Source organism: Polynucleobacter sphagniphilus, assembly GCF_029892205.1.
Taxonomy (GTDB): domain Bacteria; phylum Pseudomonadota; class Gammaproteobacteria; order Burkholderiales; family Burkholderiaceae; genus Polynucleobacter; species Polynucleobacter sphagniphilus.
Map to the genome: position 1 here is coordinate 112,960 of NZ_JARXVX010000002.1, position 20,433 is coordinate 133,392.

Consider the following 20,433-nt stretch of genomic DNA (forward strand, 5'->3'; position numbering starts at 1 on the left):
CCTTAAACACATGCTGCTCGGTTCGCTTAGTGGATAACTGCCTCCACTACTTCAGGCTTTCCCTCTGGATTCTTTTTTTGGTTCGTCACCAAAAACTCCTTTGTTTCTAATGCAACGATTAAATAGGCATCTGTTGCAGCTCTAAAAGCCTCATGACCATCCTCTTTGCTAAAGATGTAGGTAAGGCTATAGATCAAGTTGTCACCATCCTCGCCATCAACGGTGATCGTATTAACTTCATCGTTATCCACAACGCGCAGCCCTCTTGTAAATTCTGGCTTATCCCCATCAACCCAGCTCATATCGAGACGATCGATATCAAACCTGAGGCTACGAAAGAGATTGTTTATAGTGAATCGGGCACCGCCTAAGTATGTGTAATCGCGCATAAGACCTCCAATTAATTGATTCATGTCTACAAACAAATTATCAAGACTGGAAGGCTCAAATATTGAGCTAGAGAAGATTTTGCTCAATAAAAAACCCACCAAAATAGGTGGGTTTGTCGCTTTTGATTACCCACTTGGGGTCTCATCTTTTTAGCACCTTACTGCGTTAGCAGGTTGCTGTGGCGACAAAGCCATCTCTTGATGTAGATTGAATTATGCAGACTTTTGATTCATTGTGTCAAGATCAATCAGCGCTCCAGGCCCTAACAATTTTGAGCATAGCGATAGTATCTTGCTCGCAATACTTGAGCATTGCACGCCTTACTACTTCTTTTCGCTCTGGAGTGGTTTGGCTATGGATAGCTTCTTTATATGCCTCTTGTGCCATTGCCCCATCACTAACCTCTAGATTTGCATAATCCAATTCAGGTGCGATTGTGGGCAGGACATCTTTGATTGACCAAGAGCCCTTCATATCAGGATGGTAGTAATAATTACGCGCTAGTGGCAGCAAATCAAAGAAGCGCTCAGGAATAGCCAATAGCTCTGAAGCGAGATGCGGAAGGGCTGAGGCCAACTCTTTAATACGCGCGCCCTCAAATCCAGCGTTGTAAACAATTACAGGTCCATCTTTAGAGACAGCCTCTATCAATGTTTTTGCAAACATTTCCCGGGGGTCATTTCCTGAAAGATCTAAAAATTCTTTATGGGCCATTGATCCATCAGTCTGCTCGATATGGCATGACCACTGAAATGGGAGTTGCATATAGGGTCGCGTGCCTGCCCAAATCGGTACTGCAAAACCAATGGTCTCAAAATCAAGGTAATAGCGTGGGTAGGGCAAGGCCTGTATTTGTGAAATTGCCTCTTGCTCCAAGATAGCATTCCCACTCAGGGTTGCCGTATGAACCTTAAGATGTTTTGGATTGCTTAAACGATCCGCAGGTACTTCGCGCAAATCTTTGTATCCATCACCCCTTAATTCCGAAGCGATAGCTTTGCCGTAAGGCAAAATTTCTACTGGATACTCCACGCCCTCTTCAGGCGGAGAGCAATAGTCAATAAAGTCACAGGTAAAAGGATCTGTACATTGCTCACCAGGCGCAATCGCAGGCTCAACTGGGGAAGCTAAGGTTTTTTCGGCGGCATCAACCCAAGATTGCACCTGAGACATATTCGGCTTTACCTGGTTTGATAAATCAGCCTCAGAAAATAAACCTTCGTAATTTTCATCGCCTTGATAGACAAATTTATTATTGATATAAGCTAAGGCCATACTGGTTGGCGAACAACCCGCCTTCTCCATGACCCAACTTTGAACTGTTACATCATCAACATGGTAGCTTTTCACGCCAGTAGAAGATTTAACCTCCACCAAACGATATCCATCATTTTCAGGGAAGAGTAAATCTGCGCGAATCATGACATTGTCTTCAAAGAAGGCGCCTTCGAAGATTGTTTGGCGTTTTGTTACAGCCTCTTTAGTTTGGGCGATAGCCTCTGCTCGATTAAGAGTCTCTATAAAAACTCCGCCTGGATAATTCTGGCGAGCGATATCTCCAACTTTGTTGCCCTCATCAAATCTAACCTGGGTTGCTGCGCTAATTTGGACGAGCTCAGGCCGATTTATTTGCAGCCATAGGCGTTTAGGGCACTGGCGGTGGGCAATGATCTTAGACTTGCTCAGACTTGCCATAAGATTTACTTACCTAGCTCAGATTGATACTCGGCCCTGCCTTTTTCAAGTAAAGAATCAAATACCTTCTCTAACTTAGAGTTCGATCCCCTAATGCCAGCCACTACCGATGCCGCCCACTCAAAGTATTCCTGCTTCCTTTTGGTATCCCAACCACTTGGGGGTGAAGCCAAAATATCTCGAAGATTGCAAATCTTGTCGGCAAGCTTGACTAACTTAGCCTCATGAGATGAATGAGGTGCATGTACAATTTGCTGCAGTTTGCGCTCTGCTTTAGGTAGCGACTTATCATCAGTAACCTCCAATACGATTGAGGCTACATTCTTTCCGAATGCTTTAGTTAACTCTTCTGCTGTAGTTTCAGTATCTTCAATAGTGTCATGTAATAAGGCCGCACATAAGACATCCCAATTTAGAACCCCGCCCTCGTTGACGAGAACATCGACTAGTGAAATTGGGTGATTGATATAAGGCGATGCCTCAACATCCTTGCGACGTTGATCTCGATGCTTGGTTGCAGAAAACGCAAGTGCAGTGACAAATTGATTAATCATGATTCTTTCATTCTATAAGACGAATGAAATACTCCTAGCGATGGATATAAGAGGCATATAAGTAGAGAGTGACATAGCAAAGGCTCACAATTTGAGCCTTAAATCCTACTTCAAATGAAAACGCTCTACCCAGCGCCCCGCCCTCTTAATTGACATGTTGCGCGGATCAGTTGAGTTCACCTGATGAATGGCCCACGCACGCCATTTTTTGTAGCCAGGAATCTCTTTGCTCGCAGATTCAACCTTCTTATCTAGAGCATCAATTAATTCCTGAATTTTTTCAGCCCTTCTAATGTCCTTTAAGGCTTGACTCATTAAACTCAAACGAGTTTCAATTATTCGATCAGTCTCCTGCTTGCGGCGAAGTGTAGCTTTAGCCTTTCTTTCTACAATATTCGCAATCGCTTCATTTTTCTTATCAACTTGACGTTGATATAACCATTCGATATTACTTCTCTTGCGCTCCTCAATACCCATTAATAGCTCAATAGCGAGGTCTCTTAGGATTTCCGGGGTGATATCTACATATTCTCGATAGTCTTTGTTCTCCGACATTCGATCTTGGTCGCTTGTCCAACTAAAGCCATAAGCCTTTCCGGGGGAACTCTTCCTGCGATAAAAGTGATTGCCATCATCAAAGCAAACGAATCTAAAGTAGTGGTAGCTACCATCCATGTCGACGCTCATAGATTGCGTTCTAGGACCGTGAACTTTTACCCTGAACCCCAACTTCTCGAAGTAAGTAAAGAAACTATTAAGTGCTGACAACAGTCTTAGCCCCGCAGGATGTTGATACCTAGGCTTGTAAAAGCAGTATTTTTCTTTTGCGATATCAGCGTCGTAGCCCAGCAATCTCTCAGTAATTGGATGGGGCTTGCTAATGCTTTTGGGAATAGGGATTAAGGGAACGAGAGCCTCAATCTTCAACCTCACCTCATCAATCGTCTCATCGAATTTTGGAGGAGGTGGCAACTCCATTTGAGCCAACTCCTCATCCGTTTTCTCTGGTTCGTCGAAATAACCATACCGACTGCGAGAACCCCCGCCAATATGGACAAATTGAGATTGGAATGGGTATAAAGTTGGCAACTCAGTCTTAGCAACCTTCTTTCCATTCGCCAGTTTTGCCCAATACCCAAGGCCAGGCGTGGGCACTTTTGCTGCTTTACAGATTTTTCTTAATCCAACATCGGATAAATCAAATTCAGCCGCTAGTTGAGTCATCGGCTTTGACCATACTAAGTCATACATTTCCTGCCTGGTTAGCGTTCTGGGTGTCATATTCGCCTTTCAATCTGAAATCAAAACTTGGAATTGATATTCAAATTGTAGGAATATGGTGTTCTTAGAACAACCCTAAAACTAGATCAATCTTCGTTAAAGCGCTCACGCGTCCAAAGTGCCCTGCCCTCGACCTTACCGGTGCAGATCTTTGTTTTTTGATGTGACTGCTCTGATTGGACTGCCTCTGCAAAGGCTTTTTCTTGGGCCTCTTCCTCGGCCTTCATTTTTGCTAGTTCTGAGGCTGGTATGACCTCTTTACTCTCAATCATCTGCTTGAGGGTTTTCATGCCCTTAATTTTCCCTACAAATTCAAGATCGTCCATAGTGATATCTTATCTAGAGACAACGTTGCCTGGCTAGAAATTTAAAAGTAAGCAATGTTTCACTGGTGGGTAGGCTGGTGGGTAGTAGCAGCCAAGAAATACAGAACCTTATAAATAATGGCTTTCAGGTCGATACTGGCGGAGAGGGAGGGATTCGAACCCTCGGTACCTTTGACAGTACGCCTGATTTCGAGTCTCCACTAACGACCTTTTAAAACAATAGGTTAGATGATAATCGTTTCCGCATGTGGTGGTGATCGTCAGGGATTTGAGCCTTTATTTATAAGGGCGTAATTTTGAGTGCGGAAATGATTTATTAGTGATTGCGCCGACTAACGCTATATCAAGTTGCGCAAAGAATTTCTAGTATTTTGATGATGATTACTAGTTATTTGGTGATGACGCACCGTTATTTCACGATGAAATATCGTTATTTGGTGATGTTCATCACGAAAATACCACTGTCAAAGTCATATAAAAAATGACTTTTTGCAAAAGAAGTCGACGCATCAAAACAATAGTTATTTCATGATGATAGTTGAAGAAATAACACCTAAATAGTCAAAACAGACCCCTGTTTTGGCGGAAAATCGGACAGGTTCATCTTATTGGCAGGCGGTGCCAAGAGTACGCAACAGAAAGATATTAAAAAAGCAATTGAATTAGCTAAGGAGTTTTAAATTATGAAAACAGCACAAAAACTAAAAGCATTCGATATTACTCGCTACCTTGATAGCGAAGAGGCTATTGCCGAGTACTTATCCCAAGTATTAGAGGGTGGCGACAATGATGAGCTTATTCGCTCATTGGGTCATATTGCCAAAGCTAAAGGTATGGCTACCGTTGCCAAAGAATCGGGTTTAGGTCGCGAAAGCCTCTACAAAGCATTGACTGTGGGATCGCAACCCCGTTTTGACACCATTTCCAAGGTTATTAATGCGTTGGGCTTAAAGATTAGCGTTCACGCCTAACCACTCCTCACGTGATACACATGTCTTTAATGGTGTCATCAATCAAAATGAAAATTATTGAACGTATAGTAATTTAAGCAGCATCAATCACAAAACACGGATACCCAAAAACAATTGGAGCAAAAATTGACAAGCCACATAAATAACGATGAAGAGATTTCACTAGAAATCTATTTGGGCCTAAGAAAAGCCATGTTAATGAAATCGCCCCACGAAAACGATTGCAGCTTTAAGGCAGATATGAACAGTGAATGCGACTGCAAATATGAGATTTCCTTTGCAAACCTCCGCTACCCTCTTAAGCCGCTTACCCTGCAAAGAAAATTCTTTCCAGAAATAATCGACTAATGCACTCAAACGATCTCCACGCTTTAACGCCCGCTTTCGTAATTCTTGCACTGTCAATTTTTATTGCCTGGCGAAATCTTAGGGAGCCTAAATTTAAAGATGAGCGGACTTCCGCAAAGAACTATCGCCGCGTCTCTCGAAAAAGGAAAAAAAGCGTCACCAAATTTTCTGAGAAACACCAAAACTAAGCATTGCTTGGTTTTGGACTAGTCCTGGCGCAACAGATACGCTCGCCCCAAAAGAAGTGAGTCCAGCGACGCCGACAAGACCGACGCTCACTGCACTTCTGCCGCCGTAGAAGGCTGTTCCGGCAGAAGCGTACACGCCATTCCCGCCTGTGATTGGAGCTGTTCTAGCGCTGGCCAAGGCCCCAGCCATGGCAACGCCACTTGTTAAGTTATTAATCTGTTGCTGTTGGCCAGCAAGCGCTTGCTTAATGCCGAAAATATCCTGAGTGTTCTGATTTGTCTGAGACTGAATCGAACTAATTTGAGATTGAACACTTTGCACGGCTGAATTCGTTGCAGCTAGATTTGCATTGATCGCCGCTGCGGTGTTGTCTGTATATGTTTTTGATTGAGTCAAAGCAGAGTTCGCAGCAGTTGCCGCGAAGGTCGTTACGTCCGACTGAGCTGCGATTGAGACAGTTCCGACAGTTCCAGACTTTGTACCGATGCTGGTTTGAGCTTGATTGGATGTTGTCAACGCTGTGTTTGCAGTGCTCAAAGCTTGATTTGCAGTAGTTGTTACAGTTGCTAAGCCGCTCTGCAAGCCGGTGATGGCCACACCCTGATTTGCAACAGTTGTGCTCGTGGTCACAAGTCCTGCGGCGGTCGAGTTCGCAAGAGTGCTGACTGTTGAAATATCAGTTGTATTTTGCGTTACTTGTGCCTGGGTGGCCACTAAAGCAGTGGCCGTAGAATTCGCAGTTGTCAAAGCCTGATTTGCAGTAGTGTTCGCGGCCGTTGCAGTTGATAGAGCGAGACTTGTTGAGCCAGTGCTTGTACTCGCTACTGCAGATTGCAAAATTGCAATATCGCTTGTATTTTGCGTCACCTGAGCATTTGTCAAAGTCAGGCCGCTTTGAAGTGAAGTGATATTACTTGCATTTGTCGACACTTGCGTTTGTGTTGAGGATAGTGATGCCGCCGTAGTGTTTGCAGTACTTGTTACAGCAGAAACGGCGTTGTTAGTTGCATTTAACTGGGATCCATTGACTGCCTCGGTACTTGTTGCGTTGATAGCACCTTGCGCAACATTGCTGACATTGACTGTGCCAGAACCGTTGGGGCTAGCAAGCGTAATGCCGGTACCCGTAGCGTTATATTGGACGGAATTGGCGGAACTGCCGCCGCCAATCGAAGCCGAGGAAATCAGCGATTGAACTTGGCTAAGGTTGGTTGCATCAGTTGCATTAACTCCTGGCGCAACATTCGAAATAGTTCTGGTCAATCCTGTATTTGCATTGCCAACAGACACTGTGTTCGTTGAAGAGTCTCTGCTACCAGCACCGAGAGCGACACTGTTCGAAAAATTAACTTGCGCACTGTTACCTATAGCAACTGAATTTGTTGCGCCAACGCCTGTTTGCGCTAAATATCCTATACCAATCGAACCCGTGCCATAAACAAAGCTATTTTGCCCTATTGCAACTGCTTGGGCAGCATTAGCAATAGCGTATTGCCCGATCGCAATAGATTGATTGCCATAGGCACTTGCGCCGTCGCCAACCGCTGTCGAATTTATAGCAGCAATAGAACCGGCTCCAAGCGCCGTTGAAGCCGTGTCTACTGCACTTGCGCCGTCGCCAACCGCTGTCGAATTCCCGTTAAATGCCTCTGAACTTGCCCCGACTGCAGTATCTGTAGTTGTCTGAGCATTGCCGCCACCCAGCGAAACTTGAGCATTTCCCAAGGCCGAAAAAGTGGCAAGAATTGCTAGACAAAATATCCTTTTTTTCATGTCAGCGACTCCGAAAAAATCAGGAACAGCATCGCAAAAAATGGAGATGAGATTGCTAAAATCTGACTGTCTAAAACGAACGAAATTGCCAGACCAAAAATGATAATTGCGCCCGCAAGAATGTAATTTAATAATTTCATTTTCGCTCCAATTTCTGTGATTTGGCAAGCGAGATGAGATCGTAGATAGAAAAGCTGGTGACTTTAAAATCTTCGGAATACTTCAAAGATGGCAGCAAAGTTTTTGATAAATTTGCGAGTTCTGGATTTTCATTTTCAGCTTTGAGAATATTATTTTTCAGAAGTTCGCCGTGATCCAGGACGGCGGTCACAATACCTGATTTTTGATCGTATGAAATAACTTTTAAATTTTGATAATTTGCGTCAAAACAATCAAATCCGGTTAAAACTTCATCTTTAATTTGAATTTTTGAGCATTCCTTTTCGAGAGATTTTTTAAATGCAAAAAATATTTTTTCGTCAATTTCTGCTTGCCGCGCTTCCGCCTCCTTGACGAATTCTTCTGTCATTCGAATTTCAAGAGCAAACTGCTCAACCTCTTGTTCAGTGGCGACTTTTGCACTGTTTTCTTCCGTCGCTTGAGCTGAGATTGCTGAAATAGCTGAAAATGCGATTAAAGCTACTGCTAAAAATTTCAATTTCATTTTTGAGACTCCATTTATGTTTAAAAAAACTACATACATATGTCCAGGTCTCAAATGAGGTCCCGAATGGGTTTTCGAGCCGGCTTTCGAAAATCAAAAAAATGGGAAAGCAACCTACAAATCGCTTTCCCGCGGAATTAATTATTAAATATTGTTAAATATTAAAAAATACTATTTTTAAGTAGAAATCAGCGATAGAGTTTAGTTATGGTCGAAACAATATTACGCATCCTCCAATTCATTTTTGCTTAGCTATCTGCTAAAAGATTTCGCAGACTCATTTTGTGCGGATTTTGCTTTTTCTTTTGTACCAGTGCTTTTTGAAGCATCTTTCGTAGAATTCTTCTGCGGCAGATTTGAAGTGCGAGATTCTTTTGAAATTGACTCATTAATACTTTTTGAGTCCCCCAATTTTCTATCAGACTCGCTTGCTTTGTTCACCGGATTTTCAACATCTTTTTGAGTGTTTTTAGAGCGATCCTGATCTTTATTTTTATCTGGAAGACTCGCATCTTTCAATTTGTCGAATACCTTCTCAAATGCATCTTTTGAAGCCTGGTAACTCTGATCTTGGGATTTCTCAGACTCACTTCGATTGTTAACAGCCTCTTTTTTAGCATCTGGCTGATACTCTGGTGCTTTCAGCTCTTTTTCTGATATAGCTTTTTCAATCATTGCGTTTTGACGCTCAAGTTCTTTCGTTAAATCTTCAAAATTCCCGTTAAATTTGGCTGGCTCAATATTTACATCTAGGCCTATATCTGCTGCTTTCTCGTGTAAATCTTGATTATTTTTCATCAATTCGGGCAATGTCTCTTGAGATTTTTCTTGCTTTTCAAAAAATGATTTTCCTTCGCTTATAACTTTTTCAATAGAATCTTTGAACTCTTGCTTATTAGCCATCTCAACGTTTTTATTGTCTGTTTTATAAGACCTATCATTTCTACTGATCTCATTTTTGAGTGACTTTTCTACGTTACTACGCATTTCTCTGAGTTTATCTATTTGATCAAATTTTTCATTGACTTTCTCGCCACGAACTTCATCAGCACGAGAAATGACCTTTTCTTTTATTGATTCATTCTTTACGTCTTTTAGTGAATTGTCGCCAGTTCCCCGCTTCTCTTTAATATCCGCGCCTTTAACAACATAGTCTTTTCCGTCGACGTTAACTTCTATTTTTGAAAGGCTGTTCGATAAATCATTTTTTGCAGAAACCATCCTCTCAATTTGCTGATCCAAGCTCTTTAAGCGCTCATTAAGACGATTTTCTCTCGCGGTTTCAGGTCTAGCATATTGCGATTTAACATCTTGGCGCGATTGAATTTTGTCTGTCTTAAGATCAAGATTTGTCTTTGACTGCGCTAGCTTTGAAGAAGCATCAAGCCGCTTATCTGCCATATTTTGCTTAGAAATCTCTTTTGCAAACTTGTCCATTTGCCTAGAAAGCTCGCGTTTCTGTGAGTTTGTGATTTGTGATTTCGCTGAAAGCGACTCAAAAAAACCTGCTTTTTGATACTTAATATTCGATTTTGCAAAGTGCTCACCAGTCGCTGATCCGACATATTTAGCCACCCCTTTAAGATATTCTCCAACGCTTTTGGCCTCACGAATACTCTTAAGCGCTTCATATTTTGCTTGATTAAATTTTTGACGATAGTGATCCGCTATACGATTTTTAATACCCGTCGCGCTAAGTAGACTTTTGTCTATCTTATAAACCTGTCCTTTATGTCTTATCAGCTCCTTCGAGCCGGTCAGCGTTTTAACACTAGCCCGGCCACTACCACCAAAAATCTTATTGTTTTCAGCGATTTTTCCTTTAATACGATCGATGCTCTTATTGATGTTTTGCGCGCGCATTGCAGAATATTCAAGAGACTTTTTAGCATAATCAACTTGCTTTAGCTCAGAGATGCCATTCATTTTTTCGAATACTTTCGCATTGGAATGAGCATTCAAAGACGCTCCACCTGATTTTTTCATAGCCTCAGCCATGAGTTTTTCAGAATTAAATCCGACCTCCCTCCCCCTCTCCACCCAAGCTGCCTTAAGAGCTTCACGAGACTCTTCATGCTTTGCAGGTCTCGTTGCTAGTGTCGCCTCTTGGTTTTTATGTCGATCGCTCATTCGATTCCACTGAGCTTCTTTTGCTGAAAGCTCTTTGCCTGACTCAATTTTTGAAGCAATTTTTTGATCCATTTTTTTGCGATAATCTTTAATCTCGACTGATCTTCCGCTAAATTTTTCTATGGTTTTTTTGTCGATCCCATTGATATCGATGTCATGAGATTTGTCTTTTCTTGTCAGCGCCGCCTCGTAACCAAGCGCTTTGAGATTCTTAATAAGTTCATTTTTATATATGTAGTCAGCTGACTTGATATCTCTATACATTTGCCTTGTTTCGAGAGATCGCCACACGTCATCTTTGCCTTTGGTGATGTTAAAAAAAATGGCATGGGAGTGAATTTGGGGCATATTGTCGCGACTCGTACCATGTTTAAACACAGCGCCAGCAATAGCCCCAGTGCGCTCTTTAATGGGGTTGCTTCCGTCTTTTCGATAGCGGGTTTCAGCTGATGCCTCAAGATATTCAGCCGCCTTTTCTACCGCTAAATCGTGCGCAGATTGAACGCGATTATCAGAGATGCCAGCGATTGAAACTGCCTTAGGAGCTGAGAAAGTGAAATCCCAACCCTGGCGACCATTCGCTCGACGACTCTGCTCATGAATCTCGCCGGTGGCCTCATTTTTGATCTTGCCAGCAAGAAGTTCTTGGAACTTCTCTGCTGTTACTTCACGGCCAGCAATGCCAATATCCTTCGCGATCTTGCCTATGAAGTAGCTCTCAGCCTTGTCGTTTGCATAATAGTTATCAGTTTTTTGCGACTGCTTGTTTTCAGACTCAAGCGCAGCAGTGTAGTAACCGCCTGAGCTAACTGCACGAGCACTAATCATAGAAATATCCTTTTTAAGTTATATATCTATAAGGTCTCAAATGAGGTCCCAAAGGACTGCACCACACAAAAGAAAAGGGCTAAAAGCCCTCTTCTGTATATTTACATTTTGATATTTAAGACCAGCTGCCCCCCAAAAAAATATCGTTGCTATGCTCGTCGGATTGAGTCTTTTCCTCAGTTTGAACTTGCTCAATTTCATGTGATTCTTCAATATCAATTGACCTATGGCGATCTTCTGAAAGATTGCTAGATATAGTCATTTGAAGAAGAGGGTTCATCTGTAATTCAATTCCAGAGTTGTGAGTTTCAAAAACTGGCGGCACAATAACAACGAAGTCTTGCGCAGATTTATTCGAAATATCACCGGTAATTTGTACCTCGAAAAGTCCTTTATCGTCCGATATACCCCCTGCCCTCTTGACTCCTACTGAGTCAAAAACGATGTATTGCACGCCTGGACGAAATGCGTCACCCTTCAAGATTCCACTAGCAAACTCGAGTGATTTTCCATTAAGACGGTGATCAATCAGCAGAGGATTAAACCCAGCAAAACGAACATAAGCTTGACCGATCTCAAGCAAGTGGAGCTCTGAAAAATGTACGATTGATTTATTAGTAACGCTAGCATTTTGACTAACCCCGTCCCGGTCGTTTTGAACGGCCAAACTGAAATTGTCGACTCTTTCAAGAACTTCTTGCTCACCTAAAATTCCGATAAGTTCTTCTTGCTCGGATTTCACTGGTGTTCGATAAACTGCAAGATTTTGAAATGCTCCGTATAAATTACGACCTCCATCTTCGCCATAAATGGCACGGATTTGACTGAGCGATTGGCATACAGCCATAATGGAAACTCCGTATTTTCTCATTTCTTGAAGAGCTGGCGAGAGCTTTTCGATGTAGCCTAGTGCTGGCAATTCATCGATAAAAAAGCAGCAGCGCACTGCCCCGTTAGCCGGTGGCATCAGAGATAATTCATTGATTGCGAGAGTGATCGCAACTCGATAAAGTGGCATCAATATTTCTCGCGCATCTTTTGCGCAGATGAATAGACGCGCATCAGTCTCCTGGTCTCTAACGAATTTTCTGATTGAAAAGTCACCATCTGAAATAAGTTTTAAGCCATTCAAATAATTTGCAATTGACCCAAAAATACCGTCAGATTGGCCCGAATCTGCCTTACCTAGAATTCGGTTAGCACTTGAATTTTTAAGTAATTCGACAAGCTCTTCACGGCGATCGGCATTGCTAAAAATATCAAATATTTCTTGAGTAGAGGTGTCACCTCTTCTCCGCAGCGCCCCAAGAATTTCCCCAAAAACTTGCTGAGCGCCCATTAGAAAGAAGTTTGATTTATCTTTAGGGTCGACTGGGAGGAAGGCATTACCGATCAACTGTGTATCAGTCTGAGTCATAATCTCTGTCAAGATAGACCAACCGACCGGCTCGATTACTTCACCAGTTTCTGTACACAAAAGGCGATTTGCGGGGGCCAGGAGAATATCTTTGCCAGGGCGAAAATATCTCTGAGTGTCCTCACCGGTAGGGTCAAAAACGATGCACTTCGCCCCAAGCTTAAAAGCGTTTTCCATTGACAGCTTATACTCATTTGACTTACCAGAGCCAGCAGCTCCAACAATCAAAGTTCCCAGGAATTCATTATTTTTTGGGTACCGCAAACCGCCAAATTTGAATTTTGAAAAACCTGTAGAACCCAGGACCTGGCGGAGATATTCTTTCACACTAAGGAGTTGGCCACCCCGCAAAATCTCATTGGTGGTATCCCCTTTTTTCTCGAAATAATTACGAAGCCATCTGTAAGAAAAATAGCCGGGAATGATTGATATTGAAACTACCAGCCAAAACAGATATGGGGCGAAACTGTCTGACCATAACATCGAAACAACCTGATCAGAAGTGTATTTAGCTTGTTCTGAAGCATGCCCTGTGGCAAAGCTGGGCCACCATACTGTAATGCCGTCATGCGTAATTTTCCAGACTTTAGACCCTGCCCCGAAGCTGAATTGAGCCTTTAAGTACAGCTCAATCTCTCCAAAAATATTGAGACCTGAGATTGCATAAAACAAGAAAATTATTGAAATAACCGTAGGCGCTAAAACAGCTAAAACATAGAAAAAATACTTTCTGATTTCAAGCTGTAATAGAGTTCCAAGCCTCTGCTGCCCTGCTGTCGATTGGCTAATTTGTGAAAAATCTTTAGCAGTATTGATTGGCTTCATTGTTTATCTTTCGAAAAATAACTGACAGCAAAAGCTGAACCTGCCGAAAAAATACAAATAAACAAAAGCTGCTTGAATCCCACGACAAGTAAGAACATCATCAAAAAACTAGATAAAAAAGAGATTGATTCAAGCTTTCGATTAGTGAGTTTTTCGTTAATCCAGTCATAAGATTTAACGCAAAAATCCGAGTAACTTTTAATTTTTTCTTTCATTTTTTTTCTCAATTAATTTGTTGAATATTGATCACTTTGTGATAATCGGTGAGCGTGAATGACTTGCGATCTTCCTCGAGAACAACCTCGTAGTCCAAAAAATCATCTGGGAGAAAATTGCTAATGTTGTCTGTGATCTGCCCTTCCTCGTTTCGCCAAAGACCATTCGCTAAAACAGCTTCTTTGAATCCCAGCTCATTACCCTTATGGATTAGAAAATTGACGCAAACGAGCTCTCGCTCACCCTCAGAATTAAGGTGCTCGTAAGAAAAAATGTTGATAGCACACTCTCTTTTTTCACGGTGGCGCATTAACGAATTCACGACGATGTAGTCTCCTGTGGGTAGGTCAGTCGGACGGTTTATAGAGCCAAAATTTGCAGAATATTCAAACATTTTCAGACCCTCCATTTGATGAATTCGCCATGATTTGATCAAATAAAACCAATGCCCCTTTTCGAATTTTTATGACTTCTTCTTGTTGCCAATATGCCTCCTCTTTCGTAGAAATCGTCGATGCAAAAACCGTCCGAAGTGCAAAAATTACATCTTCAAATCGCTTGTTTTGCTTGTCTATTTGCTCTAAAAGCCGCGCTTCTGTGTGCTCTTTTCGACTTGTCCAGTCATCGAAAATCATTCGCAAAGTCGCTGATTTTTCCGCGCCTAGTTCTTTTGAAATTCGTTCTAGATCACTCATTTGAGTATCAGAAAATCGAAGAGTAATTCGTTTGTCAATTAATTTTTGATTCATTTTTGAAACTCCAATTATGTTTAAAAAAACTACATACATATGTCTAGGTCTCAAATGAGTTCCCGAATGTGTCTGACATTCGCCGACATAATGAAATCAATGGTTTAGCAATTTTGTGTCAGACAAACGCTGACGACTGTCTGACGAGAGCGGACAAAGGAAGCGGAAAACGTCTGACGCAGCTGAACCAGACCTGGATTGGCTTCTAAGGTTTTCTGTACGACGCGAAGCGGCGTGCGTCTTGTGTGATGCTTTGCATCGGTTCGAATTTAATAGAAATTTGAGAGAACTATGTACCGTACATAATCGCGATCCAAAATAAAAAACCCCAGAGATTAGTCTGGGGCATTGGGAGCGGGGTGGGGTCTAAGTTCTTTTAATTACGGCACGTTTTAGAAACAAGATCATCCAGCCGCGCGTGAGTTCCTTGCTTATCAGATGTGTAGCTAAGCATTTCAGAAGAAGTTGTCTCTGTATTGACTAATTTTGATGGCTCATCGTTGCTCCAACGAGCTTGATTAAATGCAACGCCATTTTTCGAACAATCAACAATCACTCTGACTGTACTGGTTGACTCACCGCAACTCTTCATGCTCGCATCATCCCGCAAAAAACAAGGGTATCCGAGTTTCATGATTGATTTACCCATATCGTGCAAAATAGCAATTAACTCATAAACAGAGTTTTGTGATTGGCTGACTGCTGTCGTCCGCAACGCAACTTGAGATTTTTGCAGAACAACTTGAGATTCAACCGTTAAGAACAAAATAGAGAGTCAAAAATATAAAAAGCCAGAATCAACCTGAAGGTCTATCTGATTTTTTTTGATGCTTGGATCTATTGCTGTTTGGAATCCGCAAGATCTCCAATTTATAGGTAAATTAGGTGATATTATTAAAAAACAATAAACCTACATAAGATAGTTATAAATATGGACCCTAGAATCAATCCCTTTTCCCCTGGAGCGGGTACTGCCCCACCTGAGCTAGCGGGCCGAGAAAAAATCATTGAGGACGTTTCAATAGCATTACATCGCATTCGCTCTGGAAATTCAGCGAAAAGCGTGCTGATGGTTGGTCTGCGCGGGGTCGGTAAAACCGTTCTCTTGAATAGGCTAAAAAATGACGCAGAAGCAGAGGGCATTGTTTGCGTTCAATTTGAGTCTCCCGAAAACCGCAATTTACCCGCCATGCTTGTACCGAGTTTACGAGCCGCCTTGTTAAAACTTGATCGTATGGCTGGCGCAAAGGATTTGGTGGCTAAAGCTGTCAAAGTTTTGGGAAGCTTCATCTCTGCCGCTAAGGTGAAGTATGAAGGAATGGAATTTGGTTTTGATCTTGGCAAAGAAGAAGGTGTTGCAGATACTGGTGATCTTGATTACGACTTGTCAGAGCTATTGCAATCTGTAGGTGCAGCGGCACAGGACAAGAAAACCGCAGTTGTAATCTTCATTGATGAGCTTCAATATGTGCCAGAAGCTGAGCTAGCCGCTTTAATATCTGCGCTTCATGCTTGCGCCCAAAAGCGATTGCCCGTAGCCATGGTGGGCGCAGGGTTGCCGCAACTAGTTGGAAATGTTGGACGAGCAAAATCATACGCAGAGCGATTATTCGATTTTCCAGTCATTGGTGCTCTTCCTGATGAGGCGGCAACAGAGGCATTACAACGCCCAGTAGAGTTGCATCAGGTCGCCTTTGAAGAGGACGCCATAGCAGAAATCTTAAAACAAACACAAGGTTACCCATATTTTTTACAAGAATGGGGAAGTATGTGCTGGAGTGTTGCCGCTACACAAGTCATTACCAGAGAGGATGCAGTTACTGCAACTGACCTAGCAATTTTGCAGCTAGATGCTAGTTTTTTCCGTGTGCGTTTTGACCGTTGTACTCCAATGGAAAAAAATTACTTAAGAGCTATGGCTGAAATTAATATGCCAGCACCAAGGTCAGGAGATATTGCTGCTGCGATGAAAAAAGAAGTGAATCAACTGGGGCCGCTAAGAAAGTCTTTAATTAGCAAGGGAATGATTTATAGCCCCGCGCATGGAGATACGGCCTTTACTGTGCCGCTGTTCGCTGACTATATGAAGCGAATTATCAGGCTGGAAAAGTAGAAATTACCAAAAGCACCATCAGTTTTCATTATATTTTTTTAAGGAAAATCTCAGCTTAGATTGCAAAAAACCGAAAGAATCTCAAGTTGCGTTGCAGATTTGGCAAAAGCTCCCTTTGCGAGATTTTCTCTAAGTCATTGATTTATTTGCATTAGCGAGTCTCGACTTCAATTGCCGACAACACTAATGATTACGCGGTTGACTTTTGTATCCAAATGGATACAATACATAAATGCTTTACATCATCCAGCAAACCGAGTCATTTGAAGCATGGCACGACTCCATTAAGGATTTACGTGCCAAAGTGGCTATCGCTCGACGTATTGAGCGAGCAGAAAACGGTAACTTGGGGGATGTGAAGTCTGTGGGTACTGGTGTATCGGAAATGCGTATTGATATAGGCGCTGGCTATCGGGTGTACTACACCATGCGAGAGAAGATAATGGTGATCTTATTGGCTGGTGGCACCAAGAGTTCGCAGCAGACAGATATTAAAAAAGCGATTGCATTGGCTAAGGAGTTTTAAATTATGAAAACAGCACAAAAACTAAAAGCATTCGATATTACTCGCTACCTTGATAGCGAAGAGGCTATTGCCGAGTACTTATCCCAAGTATTAGAGGGTGGCGACAATGATGAGCTTATTCGCTCATTGGGTCATATTGCCAAAGCTAAAGGTATGGCTACCGTTGCCAAAGAATCGGGTTTAGGTCGCGAAAGCCTCTACAAAGCATTGACTGTGGGATCGCAACCCCGTTTTGACACCATTTCCAAGGTTATTAATGCGTTGGGCTTAAAGATTAGCGTTCACGCCTAACCACTCCTCACGTGATACACATGTCTTTAATGGTGTCATCAATCAAAATGAAAATTATTGAACGTATAGTAATTTAAGCAGCATCAATCACAAAACACGGATACCCAAAACAAGTTGCATTATCGAATATTTTCAACGATTTTTTTGACAACCTAAATTCAAATAAACCATTTGACTGTTTTACAAGGTCTAGCCTTTGTCTTTCGAGCACAAACTTTGACCAGTCAAAATGAACGAAGCCATTAGTTGAGACGTAGCCGTCAGGCATGCGATATCCGTTTTGTCCAACGTAATCATCCGCGAAGGCTAAAGATGTAACAACGGAAAATGCTAAGAGTAGTAAATGCTTTTTCATCATGATCTTTCTTTTAATCTGATTTCTTATTGATAAACGAATCGACCGGCCACCAATCCCATGATCTTGTAATCATGGGTCATCACGAGATCATTCAATTCTTTATAGCGCTTCTGTTGCTCCTCTGGTGTCTTCGCATTCTCTAATCTTTTTTCGGCCTCCTTTCGCAAATTTCTGTTGACACCCGTGACTGGATCTGATCCGTAGTAAATTTTGTCATCATTTCCAGCCCGCGGCCTTTCGTAAAAAGTTGTTCCTCCCACCAAGTCATATCTCTTTCCGCTTTCTACGGCCAACTCCGCTCTTTTATAATTCCAAGTTGCGGTGTTCGGTATGAGAAGAGCAATGACGATTTTGTGCTTGCCTGGCGACAAATAAATACTTTGAGACTTCGCCATAAATATTTTGCCCAAATAACTGTCCTCAATATTTTTACCGTCGACTTCAGATATGTAGTTTTTATAGCTTGCGCCACTATTATTCACAAGAATAAGCGCGAGATCCTCTTTTGAAGAAGTTCGCTCAGCCAAATTAACTGAACCGCAACCAACCAAAATAGATGTAAATAAAATTGCTATTAAAAATAATCTCTTTTTCATTTTTTTCTTTCTAAATCAAGTTGTTTTAGTTTTTTAATTATCTCGTCTGACTGAGCTTTGCTGATTGCAGGATATGAAGTGGATTCGATTTGTTTTGTTAGTTGCTCAATTTGAGCTTTGTCGTTTGCATCACTAGCAGCAATCTCAGCTTCTAATCTTTTTGTTTCTGCATCGTAAGCACTTTTATCCGCAAATTTTTTCGCATCTTCTGCATCTTGCTGAGCAAGATACTTCTCGTCTTTGTTTGGGGTTGCTTTACCATCGATCACAGTTCCCACGCGACTCCAGCAGGTTAGTTTTGTCTTATGAATACTTGAATAAGTCTCGTTGTCTTGGCAAGTGCCAACAACGAGATCTCTCGAGTTCTTTAGAATCAGTGGCTGATTCAATTGGGCAATGATCGATTTCTTCGCATTAATAGCGCCTCCGGGCGGAGTAACACAATCACCGCCGCAGCCGTGATAATAGTCATCATGGCCATTATGACCCCTGCGACCCTCCAGTGCGTCGCTGAAATACGCAGCATAAAGTTCATCGCGCGTTCCATCCGGTGCGCCATACTTCATTTGACCCTTTAGTTCTTCGATACGACTCTGAGTTCTCTGCCCAGTAGAAACGACGCCTGGCTGTTGCATTGCTTTATTGCACGACCAGTCGTAATCAAATGTCCGCTCTGACAATAATACACCTCGGATTTTTGTAGCAAGATTCGAATCGTCTACCGCATTTAGTCTGCAATAATTATTTTCTCCAAGGTTAAATTCCGGATTTGCGGGATCAGGGTCTAAACCCTTCCGCATCATCGCTTTATCATCCCCCTTTCCATTTGCGCGACCTCCGAAATATTGAGCTTGAGCCGTTGAAATTAAAGAACAAACAAAAATAATGCTGATTAATAATTTATTTCTCATTTTTTCCTTTCACTGAACTTGATTTTTTTTCTTAGAGAGCCCAGATGACGAGTCAAGCGCTTTAGAGCTTGCGATCTGCAGATTTCGACCCTCGATCACGCTGTCGCTAATCCACTCAACACCGTTTTTGATAATTGATAAGCGTCCATCTGACATTTTTATTTGAAACTGGCCAGCGACGCCTCGCCAGTCAGAGATAGGCTCGCGCGCATTAACCACAGGAGAGGTAGGATGTGTGAACGCCATTACAGGAATACCTCCAGACATGGGATGCAAACTTTGATCACAGAGCAAACTGCCAATGTCTAATTTTTCCGGAGTCCTTGGATAGAAGAAAATTCTTAGATTCTGCGTCAGATTCTCAGAAGACTTAAAATATGTATCGAAAGACTCGTTTATTTTTTTTGTCAAAAAAATCGTTGCTTGTGACTGACTCATGCGACTTGAAGCTATTTGAGCGTAATTTTCAACAAGAATATTTGAGAGGATAAGAGAGATTTTAAGTTTTGCTTCAACAACCATTTCTGATGTTTGCTTCAGCAGGCGATCTTGATCTGAGCGTTGCACTAAGATTCTATAAAAATCAAAAGCTGAGCCCGTTGTCTTCATAGAGCTATCACCCTTCAAGCCTTTGCTTACAGATTCTTTGACAGATACTGTAAAACCTTCTTCTCTCATGATCTCCCCTGAAGGCTGGAGCTGTACGCAAATATCTTTTTTGTTTTGAAAAAAAATGTTTGTGAAAAAAAGTTTGCCCATCGCCCACATTTCACCATCAATATCTGCGCCTGGTCTCGTAGCTATATCGCTTCTTTCAAACGCATCTTGAAGAATTCGATACATCGATACGCTATCCGAGGCACTTTGATTGCTTGTAGTGCTAGCGCTGTCTGTACGCTCCCATGTCTGCTGCTGCGCAAGTGCAGAGGTCGACGCAATCACACCACATACAATTAAGCTTAATAAATAGTTAGTTTTCATAAAGCTCCAAGCTATAAAATTTCACGCACATCTTTTTTTTTATAAATGAAAGAGAAAAACCGATTTTTTCTCGACCGTCATTGATGATGCCGACTTCGTTAATCTCGTCGACATATCCGACCAGCGAAACTTTTCCTCTTTTGTCCCAGACTCGAAACAAATAACTTGTTTCGGTGTCTACGGCTAAAAAATCGAGATCATCAATCACTTTCGACCACCCGGTTTCGATAGCTTTTCCAAACCGCGAAATTTTCGAATTTTCATTGTTAACTGGAATCATCTGAACTGTTTTCATCTTTAA

General features: G+C 42.0%; 21 protein-coding genes and 1 riboswitch. Of the genes, 4 read left to right on the forward strand and 17 right to left on the reverse strand.

Annotation, left to right across the window (positions count from 1 at the left end; genetic code table 11):
• Positions 1-26: 26 nt before the first annotated feature.
• The 5 genes from M2125_RS04910 to M2125_RS04930 all read right to left on the reverse strand — a co-directional run bounded on the left by M2125_RS04910 (position 27) and on the right by M2125_RS04930 (position 4,246).
• Positions 27-389, reverse strand: coding sequence for a hypothetical protein (locus tag M2125_RS04910; RefSeq protein WP_133256443.1), 363 nt, complete (start codon positions 387-389; stop codon positions 27-29).
• 112 nt (positions 390-501) lie between these two features.
• Positions 502-599, reverse strand: a riboswitch (SAM-I-IV-variant riboswitch).
• A 34-nt stretch (positions 600-633) separates the two neighbouring features.
• Positions 634-2,085 (reverse strand): DUF2779 domain-containing protein, encoded by a 1,452-nt coding sequence (locus tag M2125_RS04915; protein WP_280742614.1) that lies wholly within the window; start codon positions 2,083-2,085, stop codon positions 634-636.
• Positions 2,086-2,090: 5 nt separating this feature from the next.
• Positions 2,091-2,636, reverse strand: coding sequence for an HD domain-containing protein (locus M2125_RS04920; protein WP_215340717.1), 546 nt, complete (start codon positions 2,634-2,636; stop codon positions 2,091-2,093).
• A 108-nt stretch (positions 2,637-2,744) separates the two neighbouring features.
• A complete protein-coding gene (locus tag M2125_RS04925; protein ID WP_280742615.1) occupies positions 2,745-3,920 on the reverse strand; it encodes a nucleotide exchange factor GrpE in 1,176 nt (391 codons plus the stop codon).
• 86 nt (positions 3,921-4,006) lie between these two features.
• Positions 4,007-4,246 (reverse strand): hypothetical protein, encoded by a 240-nt coding sequence (locus tag M2125_RS04930; RefSeq protein ID WP_076023608.1) that lies wholly within the window; start codon positions 4,244-4,246, stop codon positions 4,007-4,009.
• Between the two features lie 683 nt (positions 4,247-4,929).
• Between M2125_RS04930 and M2125_RS04935 the strand changes: the two genes are divergently transcribed.
• Positions 4,930-5,217 (forward strand): addiction module antidote protein, encoded by a 288-nt coding sequence (locus M2125_RS04935; RefSeq protein ID WP_280742617.1) that lies wholly within the window; start codon positions 4,930-4,932, stop codon positions 5,215-5,217.
• Between the two features lie 504 nt (positions 5,218-5,721).
• Here M2125_RS04935 and M2125_RS04940 read toward each other — a convergent pair.
• The 7 genes from M2125_RS04940 to M2125_RS04970 form a co-directional block, all read right to left on the reverse strand.
• On the reverse strand, positions 5,722-7,527 hold the full coding sequence (locus M2125_RS04940) for a beta strand repeat-containing protein (protein ID WP_280742618.1): 1,806 nt from the start codon (positions 7,525-7,527) through the stop codon (positions 5,722-5,724).
• 136 nt (positions 7,528-7,663) lie between these two features.
• Positions 7,664-8,191 carry a hypothetical protein gene (locus M2125_RS04945; RefSeq protein ID WP_280742619.1) on the reverse strand — a complete coding sequence of 176 codons (528 nt, stop codon included), beginning with the start codon at positions 8,189-8,191 and terminating at the stop codon, positions 7,664-7,666.
• 252 nt (positions 8,192-8,443) lie between these two features.
• Positions 8,444-11,149 carry a MobF family relaxase gene (gene mobF / locus M2125_RS04950; protein ID WP_280742621.1) on the reverse strand — a complete coding sequence of 902 codons (2,706 nt, stop codon included), beginning with the start codon at positions 11,147-11,149 and terminating at the stop codon, positions 8,444-8,446.
• Between the two features lie 115 nt (positions 11,150-11,264).
• Positions 11,265-13,391 carry a type IV secretion system DNA-binding domain-containing protein gene (locus tag M2125_RS04955; protein WP_280742622.1) on the reverse strand — a complete coding sequence of 709 codons (2,127 nt, stop codon included), beginning with the start codon at positions 13,389-13,391 and terminating at the stop codon, positions 11,265-11,267.
• A 223-nt stretch (positions 13,392-13,614) separates the two neighbouring features.
• Positions 13,615-14,001 (reverse strand): hypothetical protein, encoded by a 387-nt coding sequence (locus tag M2125_RS04960; protein WP_280742623.1) that lies wholly within the window; start codon positions 13,999-14,001, stop codon positions 13,615-13,617.
• Positions 13,994-14,356 carry a hypothetical protein gene (locus M2125_RS04965; protein WP_280742624.1) on the reverse strand — a complete coding sequence of 121 codons (363 nt, stop codon included), beginning with the start codon at positions 14,354-14,356 and terminating at the stop codon, positions 13,994-13,996. The genes M2125_RS04960 and M2125_RS04965 overlap by 8 nt, the downstream gene beginning before the upstream one ends.
• Before the next feature lie 376 nt (positions 14,357-14,732).
• Positions 14,733-15,122 (reverse strand): hypothetical protein, encoded by a 390-nt coding sequence (locus M2125_RS04970; RefSeq protein WP_280742625.1) that lies wholly within the window; start codon positions 15,120-15,122, stop codon positions 14,733-14,735.
• A gap of 165 nt (positions 15,123-15,287) precedes the next feature.
• On the opposite strand from M2125_RS04970, the gene M2125_RS04975 reads away from it, so the two are divergent.
• The 3 genes from M2125_RS04975 to M2125_RS04985 all read left to right on the forward strand — a co-directional run bounded on the left by M2125_RS04975 (position 15,288) and on the right by M2125_RS04985 (position 17,286).
• The gene (locus M2125_RS04975; RefSeq protein WP_280742626.1) at positions 15,288-16,469 is read left to right on the forward strand and encodes an ATP-binding protein; all 1,182 of its coding nucleotides are present in this window, start codon (positions 15,288-15,290) and stop codon (positions 16,467-16,469) included.
• Positions 16,470-16,701: 232 nt separating this feature from the next.
• Positions 16,702-16,995: a type II toxin-antitoxin system RelE/ParE family toxin gene (locus tag M2125_RS04980; protein WP_280742627.1), complete on the forward strand. Its 294-nt coding sequence runs from the start codon at positions 16,702-16,704 to the stop codon at positions 16,993-16,995.
• Between the two features lie 3 nt (positions 16,996-16,998).
• Positions 16,999-17,286, forward strand: a complete 288-nt coding sequence (locus M2125_RS04985; protein WP_280742617.1) for an addiction module antidote protein — start codon at positions 16,999-17,001, stop codon at positions 17,284-17,286.
• Between the two features lie 73 nt (positions 17,287-17,359).
• Here M2125_RS04985 and M2125_RS04990 read toward each other — a convergent pair whose 3' ends face one another.
• Genes M2125_RS04990 through M2125_RS05010 form a run of 5 tightly spaced genes read right to left on the reverse strand, consistent with a single transcriptional unit; the run spans position 17,360 to position 20,427 of the window.
• On the reverse strand, positions 17,360-17,644 hold the full coding sequence (locus M2125_RS04990; RefSeq protein WP_280742628.1) for a hypothetical protein: 285 nt from the start codon (positions 17,642-17,644) through the stop codon (positions 17,360-17,362).
• Between the two features lie 23 nt (positions 17,645-17,667).
• Positions 17,668-18,240: a hypothetical protein gene (locus M2125_RS04995; RefSeq protein ID WP_280742629.1), complete on the reverse strand. Its 573-nt coding sequence runs from the start codon at positions 18,238-18,240 to the stop codon at positions 17,668-17,670.
• Positions 18,237-19,151 (reverse strand): hypothetical protein, encoded by a 915-nt coding sequence (locus M2125_RS05000; protein WP_280742630.1) that lies wholly within the window; start codon positions 19,149-19,151, stop codon positions 18,237-18,239. Before M2125_RS05000 ends, M2125_RS04995 begins: the two co-directional genes overlap by 4 nt.
• Positions 19,152-19,160: 9 nt before the next feature.
• Entirely contained in the window at positions 19,161-20,132 is a 972-nt protein-coding gene (locus tag M2125_RS05005; RefSeq protein ID WP_280742631.1) for a hypothetical protein, read from the reverse strand.
• Positions 20,122-20,427 carry a hypothetical protein gene (locus tag M2125_RS05010; protein WP_280742632.1) on the reverse strand — a complete coding sequence of 102 codons (306 nt, stop codon included), beginning with the start codon at positions 20,425-20,427 and terminating at the stop codon, positions 20,122-20,124. Before M2125_RS05010 ends, M2125_RS05005 begins: the two co-directional genes overlap by 11 nt.
• Positions 20,428-20,433 lie beyond the last annotated feature (6 nt).

Coding starts and splice junctions, on each gene's coding strand:
- M2125_RS04910 (WP_133256443.1), bottom strand. CDS start 389: ATGCGCGATTACACATACTTAGGCGGTGCCCGATTCACTATAAACAAT.
- M2125_RS04915 (WP_280742614.1), bottom strand. CDS start 2,085: ATGGCAAGTCTGAGCAAGTCTAAGATCATTGCCCACCGCCAGTGCCCT.
- M2125_RS04925 (WP_280742615.1), bottom strand. CDS start 3,920: ATGACACCCAGAACGCTAACCAGGCAGGAAATGTATGACTTAGTATGG.
- M2125_RS04930 (WP_076023608.1), bottom strand. CDS start 4,246: ATGGACGATCTTGAATTTGTAGGGAAAATTAAGGGCATGAAAACCCTC.
- M2125_RS04935 (WP_280742617.1), top strand. CDS start 4,930: ATGAAAACAGCACAAAAACTAAAAGCATTCGATATTACTCGCTACCTT.
- M2125_RS04940 (WP_280742618.1), bottom strand. CDS start 7,527: ATGAAAAAAAGGATATTTTGTCTAGCAATTCTTGCCACTTTTTCGGCC.
- M2125_RS04945 (WP_280742619.1), bottom strand. CDS start 8,191: ATGAAATTGAAATTTTTAGCAGTAGCTTTAATCGCATTTTCAGCTATT.
- mobF (WP_280742621.1), bottom strand. CDS start 11,149: ATGATTAGTGCTCGTGCAGTTAGCTCAGGCGGTTACTACACTGCTGCG.
- M2125_RS04955 (WP_280742622.1), bottom strand. CDS start 13,391: ATGAAGCCAATCAATACTGCTAAAGATTTTTCACAAATTAGCCAATCG.
- M2125_RS04960 (WP_280742623.1), bottom strand. CDS start 14,001: ATGTTTGAATATTCTGCAAATTTTGGCTCTATAAACCGTCCGACTGAC.
- M2125_RS04965 (WP_280742624.1), bottom strand. CDS start 14,356: ATGAATCAAAAATTAATTGACAAACGAATTACTCTTCGATTTTCTGAT.
- M2125_RS04975 (WP_280742626.1), top strand. CDS start 15,288: ATGGACCCTAGAATCAATCCCTTTTCCCCTGGAGCGGGTACTGCCCCA.
- M2125_RS04980 (WP_280742627.1), top strand. CDS start 16,702: ATGCTTTACATCATCCAGCAAACCGAGTCATTTGAAGCATGGCACGAC.
- M2125_RS04985 (WP_280742617.1), top strand. CDS start 16,999: ATGAAAACAGCACAAAAACTAAAAGCATTCGATATTACTCGCTACCTT.
- M2125_RS04990 (WP_280742628.1), bottom strand. CDS start 17,644: ATGATGAAAAAGCATTTACTACTCTTAGCATTTTCCGTTGTTACATCT.
- M2125_RS04995 (WP_280742629.1), bottom strand. CDS start 18,240: ATGAAAAAGAGATTATTTTTAATAGCAATTTTATTTACATCTATTTTG.
- M2125_RS05000 (WP_280742630.1), bottom strand. CDS start 19,151: ATGAGAAATAAATTATTAATCAGCATTATTTTTGTTTGTTCTTTAATT.
- M2125_RS05005 (WP_280742631.1), bottom strand. CDS start 20,132: ATGAAAACTAACTATTTATTAAGCTTAATTGTATGTGGTGTGATTGCG.
- M2125_RS05010 (WP_280742632.1), bottom strand. CDS start 20,427: ATGAAAACAGTTCAGATGATTCCAGTTAACAATGAAAATTCGAAAATT.